Source organism: Bacillus niameyensis (genome assembly GCF_001375535.1).
GTDB lineage: Bacteria > Bacillota > Bacilli > Bacillales > Bacillaceae_C > Lederbergia > Lederbergia niameyensis.
The window spans coordinates 4,267,345-4,287,118 of sequence record NZ_LN831197.1; the positions used below are offsets into that span (position 1 = coordinate 4,267,345).

Sequence of the window (19,774 nt, forward strand, 5' to 3'; positions counted from 1 at the left end):
AAGATAAAACCCTGAATCAGCAAAAAGTGAGTGAAAAAGATCTGCTTTTAAAACATTGGAGAGAATACGTATGAATGAAAAAAACGCAAACTTCCAAACAAAGATAAACCTCTTGAAGGAACGTTATCAATTTGACTTTGTCTCATTAGCGCTTACTCAGTCTTTTGAGGATAGTTTTGTTTTGAAATGGAAATTTGCTGCAGGCAATTTAAATCATCGCTATAAGCGAATTACATTATTTTCTGGAAAAGGAATAGCGGGGATTGTCTTTAAAACAGGAAAACCTTTACTAATCCAAAACATAAATGAAGAAATTTATGGGAAGGATTTATTTAATTATCCGATCATCGTCTCAGAATCGTTAAAGAGTATTGGCGCTATTCCTCTTTGGAAGGATCAACGAGTTGAAGGTGTCTTGCTAGTTGGTTTTCGAAAGGAAAAGATGGTGACTAGCGAGCATATTGAAAGTTTACAAACGGAAATAGGGGATAATTTCCAACCTTTCTATGGAAAAGAAAGGATCGTTTAATGATGAATTTACCGGAAAATGAAATGATCGACTTATTGAAAAAAATGTATGAGCGAAGTTCGGAAATTATTTTCTTCTTAAATGGATATGGAAAAGTGATGGATATGAATCCAGCCGCTCGTAGGATTGTGGATCTTCAAGAGGTTGAACATAAATTTACTCATTCTATTTGTGAGTTTTGCAAAGGTTATACAAATAATACAGAAGTTAGAACTTGTTTTAACTGTTATTTAAAAAATCCAGAGGAGGATTTTTCCTCTTTTCAAATATTTTTAAAAACCAAAACGGATGGGATTCTTCCGTTCGCTGCGAGTTACCAAGTCATTGATGATACGAATGGGATTAGAATATTAATGTTACGGAATTTAACGAAACAATTAAAAACTCAAGAAGAGCTTTATCAAAATAAAATGACGAAACACATCATTAAGGCGCAGGAAGATGAAAGAAAACGCATTTCCCGTGAACTTCATGATAGCGTGACTCAGGAATTATTAAATTCTCTCGTTGAACTAAGGCTATTAAAATACTTAAACAATGAAGAAGATAAAATGCAAAAAATAAAGCAAACAGAGAAATCATTGACCCGACTATTAGATGATGTACGCAATCTTTCGGTAGAACTTAGACCATCTTCATTAGATGACCTTGGGCTAGAAGCAGCTTTCCGTTCGCATTTTAAATGGCTTGAGAAAAATTATGGGCTAGTTGTCCATTTTATCGCTGAGCTTAATTCAAAACGCTATGAAAATGAAATTGAAACGGTTATTTACCGTATATGTCAGGAATCTGTATTCAATGCGTTGAAATATGCACAGGTTGATGAAGTGAATGTCCGACTTTTTGAAGAAAGTGATGTACTTCAATTATTAGTTGAAGACGCTGGAGTCGGTTTTGATTTAACGGCTGAGGCTAAAGGGACTGGATTAGGTTTATATGGAATGAGAGAGCGGGCTGAGTTCATAAACGGAAAACTAACGATCGTATCGGAAATTGGAAAGGGAACGAAGGTGCACCTTCAAGTTCCAGTTGCACCTGAACAAACGAAAGGGCTGATGTCATGATCAAACTCGTAATAGCAGATGATCATGCCGTTGTACGTAGCGGTTTTTCGATGATCTTGAATTACCAACCGGATATGGAAGTAGTCGCAACGGCGGCTGACGGAATTGAAGCATATGCCATGGTGGGGAAGCATCACCCAGACGTTTTACTCCTAGATTTAAGTATGCCTCCTGGTGAGAGTGGTTTGATTGCAACGGGGAAAATTAGTGAAGATTTCCCTGAAACGAAGATCCTGATTTTAACGATGTATGATGATGAAGAATATTTGTTCCATGTTCTTAAAAATGGAGCAGCTGGATATATTTTAAAAAATGCTCCGGACGAAGAGTTAGTGGCTGCTGTACGAACGGTTTATAGTGGCGGCACATATATTCATCCGAAAATGGCCACTTCTCTCGTTAAGGAATTTATTAAAAAAGATGAGGATCAAGTAACAGATGATCCGTTTAAAATTTTATCGAAACGTGAATTGGAAATTTTACCTTTAGTTGCAAAGGGATATGGCAATAAAGAGATTGCCGAAAAGTTATTTATTTCTGTTAAGACTGTTGAAGCTCATAAGGCTAAAATTATGGAAAAACTTTCATTAAAAAATCGGCCAGAATTAGTAGAATATGCTTTAAAGAAAAAACTGCTTAATTTCTAATGAGAAAGGAGGACTATTCATGCCTCCAGGTACAGAATTGCGATTTAAATTGCCAGCTATGCGCATCCTTGAAAATGAGCATAATTACTTATCTTATTTGATGACGGAATGGCATGAGATTGTTTTAAACTTTGAAAGAGGTCATTACCGTTTAGAAGAAGCCCGTGATGCTTTAAAAAAGCTGAGACAACTGCTTGTAGAATTTATTGAACCATTAAAAAACCATACAGATAAAGAGGAAAAATATTTCTTCCCTATGCTTGGACACTATATCGGCTATGAGCAAGGACCGATTGTATCGATTGAAGAAGAACATAAAGAGATTGACGGTTATATTGGCCACTTTCTCCATCATACTCTGCAAGGTATGGACAATTTGTCATTAGAGAGAATGACGGTGATTGTTCGCGATGCAGGAGAAGCCTTCGAGGTGTTAACGGTTCATTTTGTGAAAGAGGAGACTGTTTTATTTCCGATGGCAGAGAAGGTTATGAAAGCAGTAGATGAAGAAAAATTATATGAGCAATTAAATACACTAATCGTTTAGAACACTACCATAGAGGGTAGTGTTTTTTAGTAGGCGAAGAGAAAGTGCACTGATTCACATATTTAGGGAAACCCTTATGCAAAGGAAGGGAACTCCCTAATAAACATAAAACTGACTAACAGCTAAACTACGAATAAGGGAATTAAAATAATATGTAGAGAAGGAAAAGGTGGTTGGAATGATTAAGAAGGTTCAATTACCATTACAAACATTGAATTTAGTTGTAGGTTTTATGGTGTGGGTTATCATATCGGCATTATTGCCATTTATTATCGAAGACATTTCAATCCCAGCAGAGAAATTAGCGATTCTTACAGCGATCCCAGTTGTCTTAGGATCGATCTTACGTGTTCCACTAGGTTATTATGCTAATATTTTTGGAGCAAGAGTTATTTTTCTTATTAGCTTCATCTTATTGCTATTCCCAGTTTACTATATTAGTGAAGCATCTAGTTTTACTGATCTTGTAATTGGCGGTTTGTTTTTAGGAATTGCGGGGGCTGTTTTCTCAGTTGGTGTTACGTCATTGCCCAAATATTTTCCGAAAGAAAAGCATGGTCTTGTTAACGGGATTTACGGAGCGGGAAATATTGGGACAGCGATTACGACATTTGCTGCACCTGTCATTGCAACGCAAATTGGCTGGTCGCAAACTGTTAAGCTTTATTTAATTTTGTTATTGGTTTTCTGTATTTTAAACTTTTTTATGGGTGATCGGAAAGAAACAAAAGTGAAGACACCAATGATCGAACAAATTAAAGGTGTCTATAAAAATGAAAAACTATGGTTCTTTTCCCTGTTCTATTTCATTACGTTTGGCTCATTTGTAGCGTTCACAGTATATTTACCGAACTTCTTAGTCGATTATTTTCAATTGGATAAAGTAGATGCTGGAATGAGGACAGCAGGTTTTATTGCTGTGGCAACGTTCTTACGCCCAGTAGGCGGATGGCTCGCTGATAAATTCCAGCCGTTGTTCTTGTTGATGGGTGTGTTTCTCACTTACACAGGCGCAGCTATTATTCTTGCATTTTCACCATCCATTAGATTATATACAGTAGGCTGTATTGCAATCGCGATTTGTGCTGGAATCGGAAATGGTGTTATCTTCAAACTTGTTCCTTTTTATTTCAATAAACAGGCTGGTACAGTGAACGGGATTGTTTCCGCATTGGGAGGCCTTGGAGGATTTTTCCCTCCACTATTGCTTGCAGCGATATACTCCATGACAGGCCAATATTCGATTGGCTTCATGTTATTATCACAAGTGGCTTTGGTCAGTTTCGTGTTAGTCGTTTGGTTGTATTATATGGATCGTTTAAGCCTATCTTCAGAAGTGTTTAACTCAACAGGGCAAGGGATTTTAGTAACAGACCGAAATGGCCAAATTAAAGCAGTTAACCCCACTTTTACTAAGCTTACGGGGTATGAAGAAGATGAAGTGGTCAATGAAAAGCCAAGTATACTAAGTTCAGGAAGACATTCTAAGGATTTCTATAAAGAGATGTGGGGAAGTATTAAGGAATTTGGCGAATGGCAAGGAGAAATTTGGAATCGCCGAAAAAATGGGGAAGAATATTTACAGTGGTTAAATATTAGTGCTGTTAAGGATGACTCGGGAGAAGATGTGCGATATGTCGGGACGTTTTCGGATATTACTTCCCGTCATGAAAATCGAGAAAAACAAAGCCCGTTATAATATGAGCGAGATTCGAGATATATGAGTGAGATTCGGGATATATGAGCGAGATCCGGGATATATGAGTGAGATTCGTGATATATGAGCGAAATTCGGAATATATGAGCGAGATTCGTGATATATGAGCGAGATTCGAGAAATATGAGCGAGATTCGGGAAATATGAGCGAGATTCGGGAAATATGAGCGAGATCCGGGAAATATGAGTGAGATTCGGAATATATGAGCAAGATTTGGGATATATGAGCGAGATCCGGGAAATATGAGCGAGATTCGTGATATATGAGCGAGATTCGAAATATATGAGTGAGATTCGGGATATATGAGCGAGACCCGGGATATATGAGTGAGATTCGAGAAATATGAGTGAGATTCGTGATATATGAGTGAGATTCGAGATATATGAGTGAGATTCGAGAAATATGAGCGAGATTCGTGATATATGAGTGAGATTCGAGAAATATGAGTGAGATTCGTGATATATGAGCGAGATTCGGGAAATATGAGCGAGATCCGGGATCGAAGTATGCCTGAATTTCAAAATACTTACAATCCATACTGTTTTAGTTTTATTCGCAAGTATGTTGAAATAGAATTGGAGTAAGGGAGAGGAGGAGAGCATGACGAAACAATCAATTTATGATCAATTAAAAAGGCCAATGCGAGATTTACGACTTTCTGTGACAGATCGCTGTAATTTTCGGTGTACGTATTGCATGCCAAAAGAAATTTTTGGTGATGATTATGCTTTTATGCCTAAAAGTGAATTATTAAGTTTCGAGGAAATGGTTCGGCTTGCTTCCTTATTTGCTTCGCTTGGAGTCAAGAAAATCCGATTGACCGGCGGGGAGCCGTTAATGAGAAGGAACCTCCCAGAACTTGTCGGCCAATTGATGCACATAGAAGGTATAGAAGATATTGGTCTTACTACAAACGGAATGCTATTAAAAACGTATGCGAAAGATTTATACTCGGCTGGATTAAGAAGGCTGAATGTCAGTTTAGACGCATTAGATCCAGAAGTGTTTGGGAAGATTAATGGTCGTGGTATTAAGCCTGAATATATTTTAAAAAATATCGATTTTGCACGAGAAATTGGTTTTGAAATAAAAATGAATATGGTTGTGCAAAAAGGAGTGAATGACCAAGAGATCATCCCAATGGCTCGCTATTTTAAGGATCGCGGGATCACTCTACGTTTCATCGAATTTATGGATGTTGGGAATGACAATGGTTGGAGCTTTGAAAAAGTCGTTACGAAAAAAGAGATTTATGAAATGTTAAAAGATGCTTTTGAGCTCGAACCTGTTGATCCTCACTATTTCGGTGAAGTTGCTAAACTGTATCGTTATTCTGATAATGATGCACAAGTCGGTTTCATTACTTCTGTGTCGGAATCTTTCTGTTCAACGTGTACTCGGGCTCGTTTGTCATCGGAAGGGAAATTTTATTCTTGCTTATTTGCTTCAAATGGTTTTGATTTTAAAAAGATGTTGCGGGACGGTGCCTCCGACGATGAATTACGGGAAAAAATTTGTCAGCTGTGGGACCGCAGATCGGACCGTTATTCGGATGAACGGACAGAATGGACAGCCCGGAATAAAAAGAAAATAGGGATGTCTTATATTGGTGGATAAGTTCAAAAAACGGCGACTCATTGAAATAGGAAATGAGTTGCCGTTTTCGATTAATATTGAAAAAGATACTCTTCCACAGGCTCAGAAACTTTGAAACTCATATTTAATCCTTTTATATAAAAGTCAATATAGGGCATATTATTATAAGTCACTATTGAAGCGACCTCCTTTAGTTCGTAAAATGAACAACCTCCTATCTATATTTTTTCCACCAAGTTTCAGTTGCAAATAGGCAATTTTTCGTTGCAACTAGTGGTTTACCTTAGCTCAAGTTGCCTATTATTACGGTATAGTGATGATTTTTGCTAAAATGAGGAAAATAAATGGTCCAAATAGAAAGGAGTCCAGATCATGGCAAATACGATCCAAGTTAAAAATCCAGCTACAGGTGAATTCATTGATGAGGTGAACATTCAAACAGATGCTGAAATAAAAAAGGCCGTACAAAGAGGTCATGAGGCTTTTCAAAAATGGTCCAAAACGAATGCACATGAACGTTCTCGGTTAATGAGAGCTTGGAGTGATAAAGTTAAGGAAAATAAGGAAGAGCTAGCGAAGCTGATGACCTTAGAAAACGGTAAGCCGTTAAACGAATCTCGGGGAGAAATTGATTATTCAACAGATTATTTAGATTGGTATGCGGAGGAAGCTAAGCGAATTTATGGTCGAACGATTCCATCCCATACAGATTCAAAGCGGCTCATCGTAACAAGAGAGCCTATTGGACTTGTCGCAGCGATTACCCCATGGAATTTTCCAACTGCGATGATGGCCCGGAAAGCAGCGCCTGCACTTGCAGCTGGTTGTACATTTATTGTGAAACCTGCTCCAGAAACTCCTTTATCTGGTATGAAATTTATTGATTATGCCTATGAAGTCGGAATTCCAAGAGATGTGATCCAATATGTGATCGGTGAGGGAAGTGTTGTTGGAGAAATTTTCACGGGAAGTGAATTTGTCCGAAAAATAACGTTCACTGGATCAACAGCTGTCGGGAAGTTGTTAATCAAAAACAGTTCTAATAACATTCAGCACGCCACTATGGAATTAGGTGGACATGCACCTTTAATCATTGCTGAAGATGCCGATATCGAGTTAGCAGCACAGCAAGCGATCGCCACGAAATTCCGAAATGCTGGACAAACATGCGTATGTGCTAATCGAATTATTGTTCATGAAAAGGTGATGGAGCCATTCATCGAAAAATTTGTTGCTGGGGTGAAGAAGTTAACAGTTGGCAACGGTTTAGAGGAAGGAACGGATATAGGACCAATCATTAACGAGAAGGGTTATACGAAAATCGTCAAACAAATCGAGGATGCAATTGGAAAAGGAGCAGAAGTACTCGTTGGAAATCAGGTCAATGCTAATCCTGAAAAAGGCTACTTCTTCGTGTATCCAACCGTATTGAAAAATGTGAAAACAGATATGACGATTATGCATGAAGAAACATTTGGTCCAGTTGCTCCGATCACAAGCTTTAAGAAGATTGAAGAAGCTGTTGAATTAGCAAACGGGACTCCATATGGATTAGCAGCGTACTTTTTCACAAATGATTATCGAACGGGTGTTTATTTACACGAGCATTTAAAATTTGGTATTATCGGATGGAATGATGGTGGCCCCTCTGCAGCTCATGTTCCATTTGGTGGCATGAAGGAGAGCGGTCTAGGTCGTGAAGGTGGTATCGAAGGGATCGAACCATACCTTGAGACTAAATACATGTCGATTGGCGGTTTGTAGAAGGAAATCGGAAGAAGGTAAGAATAAATGAAAATTGCAGTAGGTTCGAAAAATCAAGCAAAGTTAAAAGCAGTAGAAACAGTTGTTCAAATGGCTGGAAGAAAAGCAGAGATCATACCTGTGGATGCGCCATCTAATGTAAGTGGAATGCCCTTTTCTGATGAGGAAACAATGCAGGGAGCGATCAACCGCGCAGAATATTGTGTTCAGCACGAAGATGTCCATTTCGGCATTGGCTTAGAAGGTGGAGTAACAGAAACATCATCTGGTCTATTTTTAATCAATTGGGGAGCACTTGCTGAAAAGGGGAAAGAGACCATCGTTGCAGGTGGAGCAAGAATTAAGCTTCCGGAAGAAATTGCTGTACGACTTCGCGCTGGTGAAGAATTAGGTCCCGTTATGGATGACTATTGCCAGCAAGAGAATATTCGCCATAACGAAGGGGCCATTGGTGTTTTTACCGATGGATTAGTCAACCGAGCCGATATGTTTACTCATATTATGAAATTACTGATCGGGCAACATCGATATTGGACAAAATAAATTGCAATGCATGTATACTCACCTTGAATCTGTACAAGTTCGAGTCAAAAAGCAGAGAAAGTATCCCACAGCGTGAAGTTTTACTTATCCTAAATTGTGTATGCTCCAGGTAAAAAGGGGATCGCTATTGGATCCCCATTTGTAATACAGATCTTTATTCAAAAATATAACTTAATGCTTTAATTGCCTGGTTAACAGATTCTACGGTTGCATTCGCCTTCCTAGATAACTCTTTTAATGGATGGTGCAGTTCCTCAGGACGAATAATAATTAATGGTTTTCCATTCGCCAATGCTGCACTAGCATCCATAGCTGTATTCCATTGTCGATACTTTTCACCAAACAAAGCGATAACTAGGTCGGCCTTTTGCATTAACACTTGCGTGCGCAAATTATTAAAGCTAGAAGCGGCTGCATCACGAAATACGGCATTAGGTTGTTTTCCGAGAATTTCTTCCCCAATTGCATCGGAACGATCATGATCTTCCATTGGGCCGACAAAATCAACAGGGAGTTTTAAAGCTTGGGCCTTTTCCTTAATTTCAGTTCGCCACTCACTATGTATCTCTCCTGCTAAATAAACAGTTAATCTCATCTTACATCCCTCCTGCTTTGATTTCCTTCATTGTAGCATCAATCCGACTATGTTGCTAAAAACAGCTTTTACACCAAATTAAAACGCAGTATGAATGTTAGATTATCTAAAAACTACCATCTAGAAATATCAAACTGGGGTTGTCAATATGTTTTTAGTAGTAGTATGATAGATTCAGGCAGGAGTGTTAGGGGGAAACAATCTATGAAAAAGGTAATTGCAGGAACTTTGGTTTTATTTTCGATTTTCTTTCTTGCCGCTTGCGGAGCATCTATTGAAAAAGAAAAGGTGAAAGCCGAAGATAGAGCTGAAAAGGCTTTCAATGCGGATCCAGAAGCGGCAAACGAGGAAGTCCAAGTGCTTCATTTTTATCTGCCGACAGATATGAGTGTGAAGAGTGATAAGCCCAATAATATCATTCTAGAGAAAAAGGATCATCCGTACATATTCTTCTATAATCAGAATGAACCTAATAATAGTCAGGCATTATATGACAACATGGTAAATGAAGAAGAGGGTGCTTTTATCGTCAATAAGACTTTCTCAGACCAGAATCGTTTTGGCTACTTAATGATTACTGGGATCGATGAGGAAACATTTGAAGTGACGGCTGGTATTGGTGGAATGAAAGTAACGACTGAGTCTAAAACAAAAAATGTTTCAGACGACGCAGAAACAATGATGAAAATCGTAGCTTCTGCTTCCTTGAAAGAGTGACAACAAGAGGGAAAATCAATCATTATTCTTATGCTAAAAACGAGCATCCATTCGTCGACGAATCGACTTTTGGGTGTTCTTTTTTTATGATAAATTAGTGCTATTCTTTGCAGATAAAAAGTTTTTTAAAAAAGGATAGACAAATATCGATACTGTCTTTACACTAGTTAAGTAGATGGATTGACAGGGGGATATATCATGAAAAATTTCTTGCAAAAAAAAGGAATTCATCTTACAGCAAAAGCTTATTTGATTGATGCCTTAAGTTATATGGCGCTTGGACTTTTTTCATCTTTAATAATTGGATTAATCATCAAAACTATCGGTCAAGAGGTAAAATGGCCATTGCTTGTTGAAATGGGCGAGTTGGCGATGGGTTTAATGGGGCCGGCCATTGGCGCAGCGATCGCAGTAGGTCTTGGAGCACCACCTCTCGTTATCTTTGCAGCAGTTGTGACGGGAGCAGCTGGAGCAGCGCTTGGTGGGGGGCCTGCAGGAAGTTATGTTGCCGCATTAATTTCAGTAGAAATTGGTAAACTAATAAGTAAAGAAACGAAAGTGGATATTATTGTTACTCCATTTGTGACGATATTCACAGGATTTTTAGTTGCTAAATTTATTGGTCCATCACTTGGAAAGTTTTTAACATTATTTGGAAGTTGGATTGTTTGGGCTACTGAACAAAAGCCAATTATGATGGGAATCCTCGTAGCAACGTTGATGGGTCTGGCTTTGACAGCTCCTATTTCAAGTGCAGCTATTGCAATCATGTTGGATTTAAGTGGACTTGCGGCAGGGGCAGCGACAATTGGTTGCTGTGCACAAATGATTGGTTTCGCCGTATCCAGTTACCGTGAAAATAAAATTGGTGGCTTGCTTGCCATTGGGATTGGTACGTCAATGCTTCAAGTGCCTAATATTATTCGCTATCCCTTAATCTTAATACCGCCAACTGTGGCTGGAATCATACTGGCTCCTATTGCTACAACGATTTGGCCTATGACTAGTAATGCTGAAGGTGCTGGTATGGGAACTAGTGGATTTGTCGGCCAAATTATGACATTCCAAACGATGGGTTTTTCATCGACCGTTTTGATGCAAGTCGTTGTATTGCATATTATTGCTCCAGCTGTGATAAGCTTACTTATATCAGAGTTTATGAGAAAGCGTGGCTGGATTAAACCAGGCCAAATGCTAATCAACACGGGAGGGAAATAAGATGGAAAAATTGCAGTCAAAAGAACAATTTGAACAATTAAAGAATGAAGAAAGAGCCATCTTCATGTTTTCGGCGGACTGGTGTTCTGATTGCCGCTTTATCGATCCGTTCTTACCAAGGCTAGAGGCAGATTATCCAGAATATATATTTACTTACGTTGATCGTGATCAGTTCATTGATTTGTGTGGGGAACTAGATATTTTCGGTATTCCAAGCTTCATTGCCTATCATGACGGTGAAGAAGCTGGTCGTTTTGTCAGCAAGGACCGTAAAACGTTAGAGGAAATTGAAGATTTTATAAACGGATTATCTGAATAATGATAAAGAAGGTTACTCTTAAGGGGTAACCTTCTTTTATTAAGAATACACTAGGATTATAAGAAAACCGGCCCTTCATGAGCAGAAAAGTGTTCAAAGCTATGAAATCATTAGATAATGTTTTTAAAGATTTGCGAGGTAAAATAATTTTTGAAATTTGTTAGGCAGGGGAAATGTACAGTATGAATAAAACGTTAGTAAATAATCCAGAAGAGTGCTACCGACAGGCAGAGCTGAAAGCTGCACATTATTTTCAATCCCTTTATGTGCAAGTTGAGCAACAAGCACATAATCTCCATCTTACGAAAGACTTCAGAATCTGGAAACGCCATCATACTCGTTACCTATCTTTCATTTCGCAAAAAAAGAAAACCAAATCTCAAGTTTACGATCATTATATTCAATGGCTTATTTCCTCCAACCAACTTGATCCATTTTTGGATCGCAGCATCTCCTATATTTTCCTACGTGATCTTGGACATTCTTTGGATTCACAGTACACGCAAACAAGAATTGCCAATGTTAGCGCCTATTTAAGAAAACAATTGACTAATAAAGAGAAAAAACAGGATTATCTTAGTATGGCCGGGTTGTACCGGATAGCTCAGAAGGAAGCTATTGAATCTACTATTATCTGGCTAATAGGTAAATTAAGGACGGTAACTGCTAATATTCCGGATAAAATGGACGCCGAAGAGAGTAAACGAAAGCTGATTAAAGTCATTGCTGGAGTTGTTATGCAAATTGTTGAGGAAATGGAAGAGGGAATATCGGCGAGTGAACGGGCAAAAAAGTTAGATAAAGCCATTCGACTTGGCTATTCCTATGGATTAACTTATGCGTTCATTGACGATCTTCTTGATTCTAATGTTTTATCAGCTCAAGAGAAAAGGCGGTATTCTGATTTAATTCGCAGTTCATTAATTACCGGAGTAGTTCCAGAATTTGGGGAATGGACTAGTGAAAACATGGAATTAATGCAATTTGTTCATTCAGAACTTAAAAGTGCATTTGAGTATATTAAGGCTCAACCTGAGGTCAATCAGCATTTTTTCGAGCAATCTTATGTGTTTTTCCAATCTCAGGAAATAGACCGAGCCAAAAAATTAACCGATCCCCATTATACGAATGAAGAGTTATATTTGCCAGTTATTTTAAAATCATCCTACTCAAGATTAATTGTCAGATCATTAATTAATACTCCACAAGATAAGGAAGCAGATGATCGAATTTTCTTTTATGGCTTATATAATCAGTTAGCCGACGATTTTGCAGATATGTTTGATGACCTGCAGGAGGGGAGAGTTACTCCTTATACATATTATCTTCAATATCAAAATGAACGATCTGACCTTCTTAATCCTTTTGAATTATACTTAGCTGTTATTTCTCATTTGATTCACGACGTTTATCACTCAAATGAAAAAACTCGAGAAGTTATTCTCGCTAGGCTCATAAATGGTCTAAGACGATATAAAGAGCGAGTAGGAGCTAAAGAATACAACGAGGTTATGAGACAGTTTGCCACTAGAAATAAAAAATTCAATCGGAATCTCCAGAAGGTTATTCAAAAAACTGATAATGTCGAATTTCTTGATAAAATTTTGCGTGACCATATATTAACGCATTTGAAAAATGAACAGAAGGAACAGGAATCTTTTTTTAAGACGATCAAAACAGCACGGAATGAAATTAATACTTTCCTAAGCTTACCAAGTAACGATCATTCTCTGAAACAATCTCTTATTGATGCAGCAAATTATAGTTTAAGAGGAGACGGTAAGCGAATTAGACCGATTGTAACTTGGGTAGTCGGTGTGAATGAATATGATTTAGATAAGAAAGCGATAGTTCCGCTTTTAAAATCATTGGAATATATGCATACAGCATCTTTAATTTTTGATGACTTGCCTTCGCAAGATAATGCATTCTTACGAAGAGGACGTCCGACTTTACATGAAGTATATAATGTTGCCACAGCAGAATTAACAGGATTGTTTTTAACTCAAAAAGCAATTGAGGAACAAGCATCCTTAGAGCAATTTAATCCGAAAATGGTACTAAAACTGATTCAATACTCTGCTCAGACAACTGCTGAAATGTGTAAAGGCCAAGCGATGGATTTAGAGTCTAAAGGGAAACAGTTGACATTGGAACAATTAAAGATGTTATGCTTTTATAAAACGGGAATTGCTTTTGAAGCATCCCTTTTAATGCCTGCCATTCTTGCTCAAGCTAATGATTTAGAAATTGAAGCTTTAAAAAAATTCGCTTATCATACAGGCATTGCATTTCAAATTAAGGATGACCTTCTTGATGTGGAAGGTGATCAAGGCTTACTTGGAAAACCAATTCGCCAAGATATGAAAAATAATAGTTCTACTTTTGTAACCATTCTCGGTATGGATTCTGCCAGAAGAGCGATGTGGGATCAATACTGCTTAGCAATTGAAGCGTTGGAAGCAGTACCGCGCAACACAGATTTTTTGAAGCATTTAATCAATTATATCGTGAATCGCGATCATTAAGATTAGTACTAATAATGGGGGGATAATGTATGGAAATTGGGATCAGCACGTTTGTTGAGACAACACCTGATGTTGAAACAGGGAAGGTCGTCAGCCATGCCGAGCGGATTCGTGAAGTGGTAGAGGAGATTGTTCTTGCGGATCAAGTAGGGCTAGATGTATTTGGAGTGGGGGAACATCATCGTTTAGATTATGCGTCATCAGCTCCAGCAGTCATTTTAGCGGCAGCTGCCTCTCAGACAGAGCGGATTCGACTAACAAGTGCAGTAACAGTTCTTTCATCAGATGATCCAGTGCGGGTCTTTCAGGATTTTGCCACAGTGGATGCGATTTCGAATGGCCGTGCCGAAATTATGGCAGGACGGGGTTCTTTTATCGAGTCATTTCCGTTATTCGGTTACGACTTACAAGACTATAATGAGCTATTCGATGAAAAATTAGATTTGCTATTAAAAATTCGTGATTCTGAAAAAGTGACTTGGTCGGGAAAACATCGCCCAGCTATTCAAAATCTCGGTGTCTACCCGCGTCCTGTTCAAAATCCGTTACCAGTATGGATTGGAAGTGGGGGTACACCTGAATCAGTGGCTAGAGCCGGATTCTTAGGATTACCACTTGTTTTAGCCATCATTGGAGGACAACCACTTCGCTTTGCGCCTCTCGTACAGCTTTATAAAAGAGCTGCTGCAAAAGCGGGACATGATCCTTCTAAATTGACAGTTGCTTCTCATTCGCACGGTTTTATCGCAGAAACGACAGAAAGCGCAGCAGAAAAATTTTTCCCATCTACTCAACAAGTGATGAATCAATTAGGCCGTGAACGTGGCTGGGGGCCATACAGTCGTTCCACATTTGATGCAGCCCGGAGTTTTGAAGGAGCCTTATATGTTGGGGATCCAAAGACAGTAGCAGATAAAATTATTCATCTCCGAAAAAATGTAGGGATCACTCGCTTTATGCTTCACGTCCCAGTTGGCTCCATGCCTCATAATGACGTAATGAGAGCGATCGAGTTATTAGGGAAAGAAGTTGCCCCTATTGTTAGAAAAGAAGTTTTAGAATGGGAACAGAATAATAAACAATCATGACCAATAGTTAATAATAAGTGGGAGATGAATCTCTCACTTTTTGATTGGATTTTTTTATGGCAATAATACAATAAAAGGGAATGGATCATAATGTTGAAAGTCTGATAGTTTTCATTATTTATTGATGATAAAACCAGCTAATCTCTGAAAAGGTATTAGCTGGTTTCTCGTATAAGATGATAATGATAATTTGCAGTTAATAGGGTAGAGAGTACAACTAGCAGGTTTAGTAAAACAAGAAGAATATATTACTATTCTTTTAATCGCCTAATCTGCGAAATTACATTTACACTAAAATATCCCTTAGTGATAACGATTTCGATATCATTGGATGGAATGCTTCTCACACCAATCCCTTAAAAACTGCAGGTTCGTGTTGAAATAATTATCATCTTGCCAACTGCCCCAAATATGTGAATTAGCGGTATGGAGCCCCATCAGCCATATTTCCCTAATCGCTATAAATAAAGGGATCGCTTTAAGATCGTATTCAGATAGTGCATTGATCTGTTGATATGATTCAATGAAAGTGTTCCATTGATCATTTTCAAAATGTTCCTTTCCTCTACCTCTCACCTTTGCCCATAAAAAGACCGAAACATCATAGGCCCTCCACCCAAAACCACCACAATCAAAGTCGAAATGGATTAAAGATTTCTCATGAAAATGAACGTTCCCTCCATGAAGATCACCGTGACACACACCCCATTCCAGTTGTGATGAGATCTCATCTATACGGCTCCACAGTAGTTGCGATAAAGTTTCTAAGTAATCCATGTCCTCGGGTCTGTGGGATAAGGAAGCCCGAATTGATTCTATAGGCTGCTTAAGCAGATGAGGTAAATCAATCTCGAACCGATCATGCTCGCATTGAAATTCATTCAAGGCCTGATGCATCTTGGCGACTTGTTCGCCATATAAAGCGCACTGCTCTTTTTGGTCCGAATACCCTCCTTCAGCAAAAGTAAACAAAACTGCGAAACGCTGTCCTTCAGGGGCAACTATTCCAAAGAGGTACTCTCCGTCCTTTCTTATCACCGGAACAGAGACTGGTATATCCATCTTATCCAAATGATTTAGCATCTCAACTTCGAAAGCGATGTCATTTTTGTCCCGCCAATGCGATTTGTAAATCCGAAGTATATATTTTCCGCTTGTTGTGATTAATTTGTAAGTGTCATTTAGACCAGTCTGGAGAAAACGGCATTCCAATACGTCTCCGATTTCATATAAATCATTAATGGTATGTAATAACGCTTCGGAAGAAATTATTGAATGATTAATTGGAAGATTCAGCATATCTTATTCCCCTTATATCCCAGATATATTTACATGTTTGTATTCTGTTTCTACATTATCTATTGGCACATTATACCATTAAAAAGAAGCGTTAGCCCACTTTGAGCCAACACTTTTTCGAATCCGATCATGTGAAATACTCTAATTTCGCATCAGGGAAAAATTTGTACATGTATTTATAAAGATGATCCTTAATATCTTGTTCTTCTTCTTTTTGATAAATGTATTTTCCAATGCCATATTTGCCCCATTTATATCGCCTTTTTTCCTCATCAAGCTCCAGTTTTGTCATTGGGTAGTTTTTTTGGATGACTCTTTTAGCAGGCTTTGTGAAACGATGTTGGATAAATTCAAATGTGATATCCTTTCTCGCATCTTCGGGAAGTTCCTCATCTAAACGTTCAAATAAATGATAATAACCTTCTTCCCAGCCTTCATGCAGATAAATGGGTGCGACAATAAACCCAAGGGGATAACCAGCTCTAGCCACTTTTCCGGCGGCTTCAATTCTTTTTGCTAAAGGTGAGGTACCAGGTTCAAAATATTTTATAACATAATCAGCATTCACACTGAAACGGAATCTCGTTTTGCCATTATGTTTGGCATCGAGTAAGTGATCGACATGATGGAACTTCGTGACAAATCGCAGCTTCCCAAATTCTGATTCACCAAAATGTTCAATCGCACGCTTTAACGTGTGGGTTAAATGATCGATTCCCACTATATCCGATGTACAAGAAGCCTCAAATCTCGTGAACTCTGGTGCGCGTTCTTCCATATATTGATCGGCTGCTGCTAAAATTTCATCGACATTCACATAGGTACGGATATAAGGCTTGTTGCCCATCGTTGTTTGTAAATAACAATAATGGCAATGCCCCATACAACCCGTCGCAAAAGGGATGGCGTATTCAGCTGAAGGCTTCGATGTATCAAATTTTAATGTTTTCCGAATACCTACAACTAATGTTGATTTAGCGACCCGATATTTTTGAAAGTCATTTTCCCCGGGGAGATTTCTCACCTGATTGTGTGAGGTGGTGTATCGGATTTCCACATCTGTATCTTTAAACTTGTCCAGCAATTGCTTTCCCAATGGATAATCTAATGCGTCTGGTTCGAAATAAACAAGTTTAGGCGTAAATGGTCCTCTCATTCCATTCTCCCTTCAAGATGATCGCCATAGTAATATTCATACGCTTCATTCGCTTCTTTTTCAGTTGCATACACTGCCATATCACTTGAAAGCGGATAATAATTTTCATATAAAAATATCGCCAATTCTTCCGGATTTTCTGGATTATTTACTACAGCGGCCGATTGGATATTGGCAACGTCCTGAGTGTGGGGATTGCGGTAAAACACATAAACAATATCTCCAGGACGGTACGGCAAATTTTCATTAAAAAGTTCCATTTGATCACCTATTTTAATCATCATTATTAAGATTGTGCCTTTAAAAATGAAAAATATGTTGATTATCGGAGAGGGATTTGTTGGTTAACACAGCATTATTACATGAAATACGTTACGAGAAGCTCTCGCGAACACTTTGCCTATGCATTTTGCATACCGTATCGAAGAGGGGAGAGAGGCTGAGATGATTTCCATTGGGGTACTTGTGCAACAAATGTTCATTCTTTATGGTATGGCGTTTATCGGTTGGATCGCGAGAAAAACAAATGTTTTAAATGAACATACAAACCAAGTGTTAACACAGCTTATTCTTTATTTCACTTTACCAGCACTTATTTTGTTTTCATTAGATATTCCGTTTTCATTCTCATTAATGAAAGAATTTGTATGGCTTGTGGCGATGTCAGTATATATCCTTACCATTTCGATTTTTCTTGCCAATAGAATGCGAAAACGTTCCTCTTTGCTAGACTCGCAAAAAAGTGCGTACGAAGGGATTATATTATTTGGTAACCAAGGTTTTATCGGCTTTGCGATCATTTTTATTCTATTGGGAGAAGAAGGGGTCGTTTATTTAACGATGTTTAACCTATGTTACTTCATTCTTATTTGGACATATGGCATCTATTTATTTAGTAAAAATAAAGGCAGCATCCGCTGGAAAAACATCTGGTTCAATCCAGGAACAGTGTCAACACTTATTGGAATTATCCTCTTTTTACTTCCAATCCATTTTCCAACAACGATCTCTACTGGGCTTGAAATGGTTGGGAAGATGACCATTCCACTCTCCATGATGATAATTGGCAGCTTTATTTCAGATATCCCGTGGAAGAACCTAATGGTATCGTTGAAAGATAGTTCCCTATGGAAAGTAGCGATTGCTAAGTTATTAATAATCCCATTGTTGCTACTCCCCTTTACCTTTTTGTCTGTCCCGTTTACTTTACTTATTGTGGCTGTGATTGTATCGGGCATGCCTTCCGCACCCACGATGTCTCTTTATGCCCAAAAGTACGGGGGAGATGCTCACTATGCCTCTTTAGGCGTCCTAATGACAACATTGCTTTGCATTGTAACGGTTCCGTTTCTTTATTTTGTTTTACATTATACAAATGGGCTATTTTAAAAGGAAAGAGGAGCCATCGATAATTTCGACATCCTGCCTTGTTTTGATCTCTCTCATTAATTGGAAAAGGGCTTCATCCTTTTTCTTCGCTTCAATCATACAATCAATCTGCGGAAGACTATCTTTAATCTTATTTAAAAAGTCAAAAAACATATCACAATCAACATAGTTCGCGTGATGACGAAAATGTTTCTCGTCTTTTGGACTAGAGATATGCATTTTCGGAGGAAGCGGCGAATGTTTCCACGTTTGTAGTACTCGGGTCCAATGTAGTTCCCAATTCGGATTCTGATGGTGAGCGAGATGGTGATGATAATCAAATACGAGCGGGATATCCAATTTCTCGCATAAATAAAGCGTATCTTCAAAAGTGAAGGAAGTATCATCATTTTCAAGCATAATCATGTTTTGAATGGCACGGGGAACGATCATCCAGTTTTCGATATAACGTTCGAGCGATGTCTCCGTATTATGATAATTACCGCCTACATGCATGACGCAGCGATGAGTTGAATTGATTCCCATTCCTTTAAGTAAACGATAATGTAACTTTAATGTTTCTAGTGAGTTTTTTAATACATGTTTTTTCTCAGAATTGAGAAGAACAAAGTGATCGGGATGAAAATCGATCCGAATTTGGTGTTCTTTTGCATAGTCACCCATTTTTCTTAAAGGTTCTTTAAGAGGTAACATATAATCCCAATCTAACAACTCTTCGTGGTTCGCTAATGGAATAATACGGGAAGTAAGTCGATAAAAGTGAATCTCAGAAGCAGTGCAATGTTTTAACAGACGCAACGTATTTTCGATATTTTGTAGAGCAATTCGTTCTAATTTTCGTAGAGCAGCTTCCCGATCGGCTATTTTTTGAAATTGAGCAAAGGTCATTGTTTTTGATGGGGATGCGTTTTGTAACTCCATACTCATCGCAACAAAACCGAGACGAACAATCGTCATATGGACACCACATTTCAAGATATTCGTTTTAAAAAATAGGATGGACAAGCTTCTGATTATTATGCGGGTAGGGTTGTCAGAAGAAAGGCCGCCATTTTGA

General features: G+C 38.3%; 19 protein-coding genes. 14 read left to right on the plus strand and 5 right to left on the minus strand.

The genetic code is table 11. The features are described 5' to 3' along the window. Positions 1 to 70: 70 nt before the first annotated feature. From BN1243_RS19720 to BN1243_RS19755, 8 genes are all read left to right on the plus strand, one after another. Positions 71 to 529 (plus strand): GAF domain-containing protein, encoded by a 459-nt coding sequence (locus BN1243_RS19720; RefSeq protein WP_062109711.1) that lies wholly within the window; start codon positions 71 to 73, stop codon positions 527 to 529. After that, a complete protein-coding gene (locus BN1243_RS19725) occupies positions 529 to 1,593 on the plus strand; it encodes a sensor histidine kinase (RefSeq protein ID WP_062109714.1) in 1,065 nt (354 codons plus the stop codon). The genes BN1243_RS19720 and BN1243_RS19725 overlap by 1 nt, the downstream gene beginning before the upstream one ends. After that, a complete protein-coding gene (locus tag BN1243_RS19730; RefSeq protein ID WP_062110808.1) occupies positions 1,593 to 2,240 on the plus strand; it encodes a response regulator transcription factor in 648 nt (215 codons plus the stop codon). The genes BN1243_RS19725 and BN1243_RS19730 overlap by 1 nt, the downstream gene beginning before the upstream one ends. Before the next feature lie 19 nt (positions 2,241 to 2,259). Continuing rightward, positions 2,260 to 2,787 (plus strand): hemerythrin domain-containing protein, encoded by a 528-nt coding sequence (locus tag BN1243_RS19735; RefSeq protein ID WP_062109716.1) that lies wholly within the window; start codon positions 2,260 to 2,262, stop codon positions 2,785 to 2,787. A gap of 178 nt (positions 2,788 to 2,965) precedes the next feature. Further along, positions 2,966 to 4,486 carry a nitrate/nitrite transporter gene (locus BN1243_RS19740; RefSeq protein WP_062109718.1) on the plus strand — a complete coding sequence of 507 codons (1,521 nt, stop codon included), beginning with the start codon at positions 2,966 to 2,968 and terminating at the stop codon, positions 4,484 to 4,486. 619 nt (positions 4,487 to 5,105) lie between these two features. Further along, positions 5,106 to 6,122 carry a GTP 3',8-cyclase MoaA gene (moaA, locus tag BN1243_RS19745; protein ID WP_062109719.1) on the plus strand — a complete coding sequence of 339 codons (1,017 nt, stop codon included), beginning with the start codon at positions 5,106 to 5,108 and terminating at the stop codon, positions 6,120 to 6,122. Between the two features lie 351 nt (positions 6,123 to 6,473). After that, positions 6,474 to 7,865 (plus strand): NAD-dependent succinate-semialdehyde dehydrogenase, encoded by a 1,392-nt coding sequence (locus BN1243_RS19750; protein ID WP_062109721.1) that lies wholly within the window; start codon positions 6,474 to 6,476, stop codon positions 7,863 to 7,865. A 27-nt stretch (positions 7,866 to 7,892) separates the two neighbouring features. Further along, the gene (locus BN1243_RS19755) at positions 7,893 to 8,408 is read left to right on the plus strand and encodes a DUF84 family protein (RefSeq protein WP_062109723.1); all 516 of its coding nucleotides are present in this window, start codon (positions 7,893 to 7,895) and stop codon (positions 8,406 to 8,408) included. Between the two features lie 154 nt (positions 8,409 to 8,562). Here the strand turns inward: BN1243_RS19755 and BN1243_RS19760 are convergent, their stop codons facing one another. After that, positions 8,563 to 9,003 carry a YtoQ family protein gene (locus BN1243_RS19760; RefSeq protein WP_062109725.1) on the minus strand — a complete coding sequence of 147 codons (441 nt, stop codon included), beginning with the start codon at positions 9,001 to 9,003 and terminating at the stop codon, positions 8,563 to 8,565. A gap of 204 nt (positions 9,004 to 9,207) precedes the next feature. On the opposite strand from BN1243_RS19760, the gene BN1243_RS19765 reads away from it, so the two are divergent. From BN1243_RS19765 to BN1243_RS19785, 5 genes are all read left to right on the plus strand, one after another. Further along, the gene (locus BN1243_RS19765) at positions 9,208 to 9,720 is read left to right on the plus strand and encodes a lipoprotein (RefSeq protein ID WP_062109727.1); all 513 of its coding nucleotides are present in this window, start codon (positions 9,208 to 9,210) and stop codon (positions 9,718 to 9,720) included. 198 nt (positions 9,721 to 9,918) lie between these two features. Further along, a complete protein-coding gene (locus BN1243_RS19770) occupies positions 9,919 to 10,938 on the plus strand; it encodes a PTS sugar transporter subunit IIC (RefSeq protein WP_062109729.1) in 1,020 nt (339 codons plus the stop codon). Position 10,939: 1 nt separating this feature from the next. Continuing rightward, positions 10,940 to 11,257: a thioredoxin family protein gene (locus tag BN1243_RS19775; protein ID WP_062109731.1), complete on the plus strand. Its 318-nt coding sequence runs from the start codon at positions 10,940 to 10,942 to the stop codon at positions 11,255 to 11,257. A 173-nt stretch (positions 11,258 to 11,430) separates the two neighbouring features. Next, the gene (locus BN1243_RS19780) at positions 11,431 to 13,785 is read left to right on the plus strand and encodes a polyprenyl synthetase family protein (protein WP_062109732.1); all 2,355 of its coding nucleotides are present in this window, start codon (positions 11,431 to 11,433) and stop codon (positions 13,783 to 13,785) included. A 29-nt stretch (positions 13,786 to 13,814) separates the two neighbouring features. After that, positions 13,815 to 14,873 carry an LLM class flavin-dependent oxidoreductase gene (locus BN1243_RS19785; protein WP_062109734.1) on the plus strand — a complete coding sequence of 353 codons (1,059 nt, stop codon included), beginning with the start codon at positions 13,815 to 13,817 and terminating at the stop codon, positions 14,871 to 14,873. Between the two features lie 324 nt (positions 14,874 to 15,197). Here the strand turns inward: BN1243_RS19785 and BN1243_RS19790 are convergent, their stop codons facing one another. From BN1243_RS19790 to BN1243_RS19800, 3 genes are all read right to left on the minus strand, one after another. After that, a complete protein-coding gene (locus BN1243_RS19790) occupies positions 15,198 to 16,172 on the minus strand; it encodes a phosphotransferase (RefSeq protein WP_062109736.1) in 975 nt (324 codons plus the stop codon). 127 nt (positions 16,173 to 16,299) lie between these two features. Next, entirely contained in the window at positions 16,300 to 17,328 is a 1,029-nt protein-coding gene (gene splB, locus BN1243_RS19795; protein WP_062109738.1) for a spore photoproduct lyase, read from the minus strand. Further along, positions 17,325 to 17,588, minus strand: a complete 264-nt coding sequence (locus BN1243_RS19800; RefSeq protein WP_062109740.1) for a transcriptional regulator SplA domain-containing protein — start codon at positions 17,586 to 17,588, stop codon at positions 17,325 to 17,327. Before BN1243_RS19800 ends, splB begins: the two co-directional genes overlap by 4 nt. 184 nt (positions 17,589 to 17,772) lie before the next feature. Here BN1243_RS19800 and BN1243_RS19805 point away from each other — a divergent pair, with 184 nt between their 5' ends. Then, positions 17,773 to 18,717, plus strand: coding sequence for an AEC family transporter (locus BN1243_RS19805; protein WP_062109742.1), 945 nt, complete (start codon positions 17,773 to 17,775; stop codon positions 18,715 to 18,717). Here BN1243_RS19805 and uvsE read toward each other — a convergent pair. After that, positions 18,709 to 19,674 carry a UV DNA damage repair endonuclease UvsE gene (uvsE, locus tag BN1243_RS19810; protein ID WP_062109744.1) on the minus strand — a complete coding sequence of 322 codons (966 nt, stop codon included), beginning with the start codon at positions 19,672 to 19,674 and terminating at the stop codon, positions 18,709 to 18,711. The two genes, BN1243_RS19805 and uvsE, sit on opposite strands and share 9 nt — an antisense overlap. Positions 19,675 to 19,774: the final 100 nt, after the last annotated feature.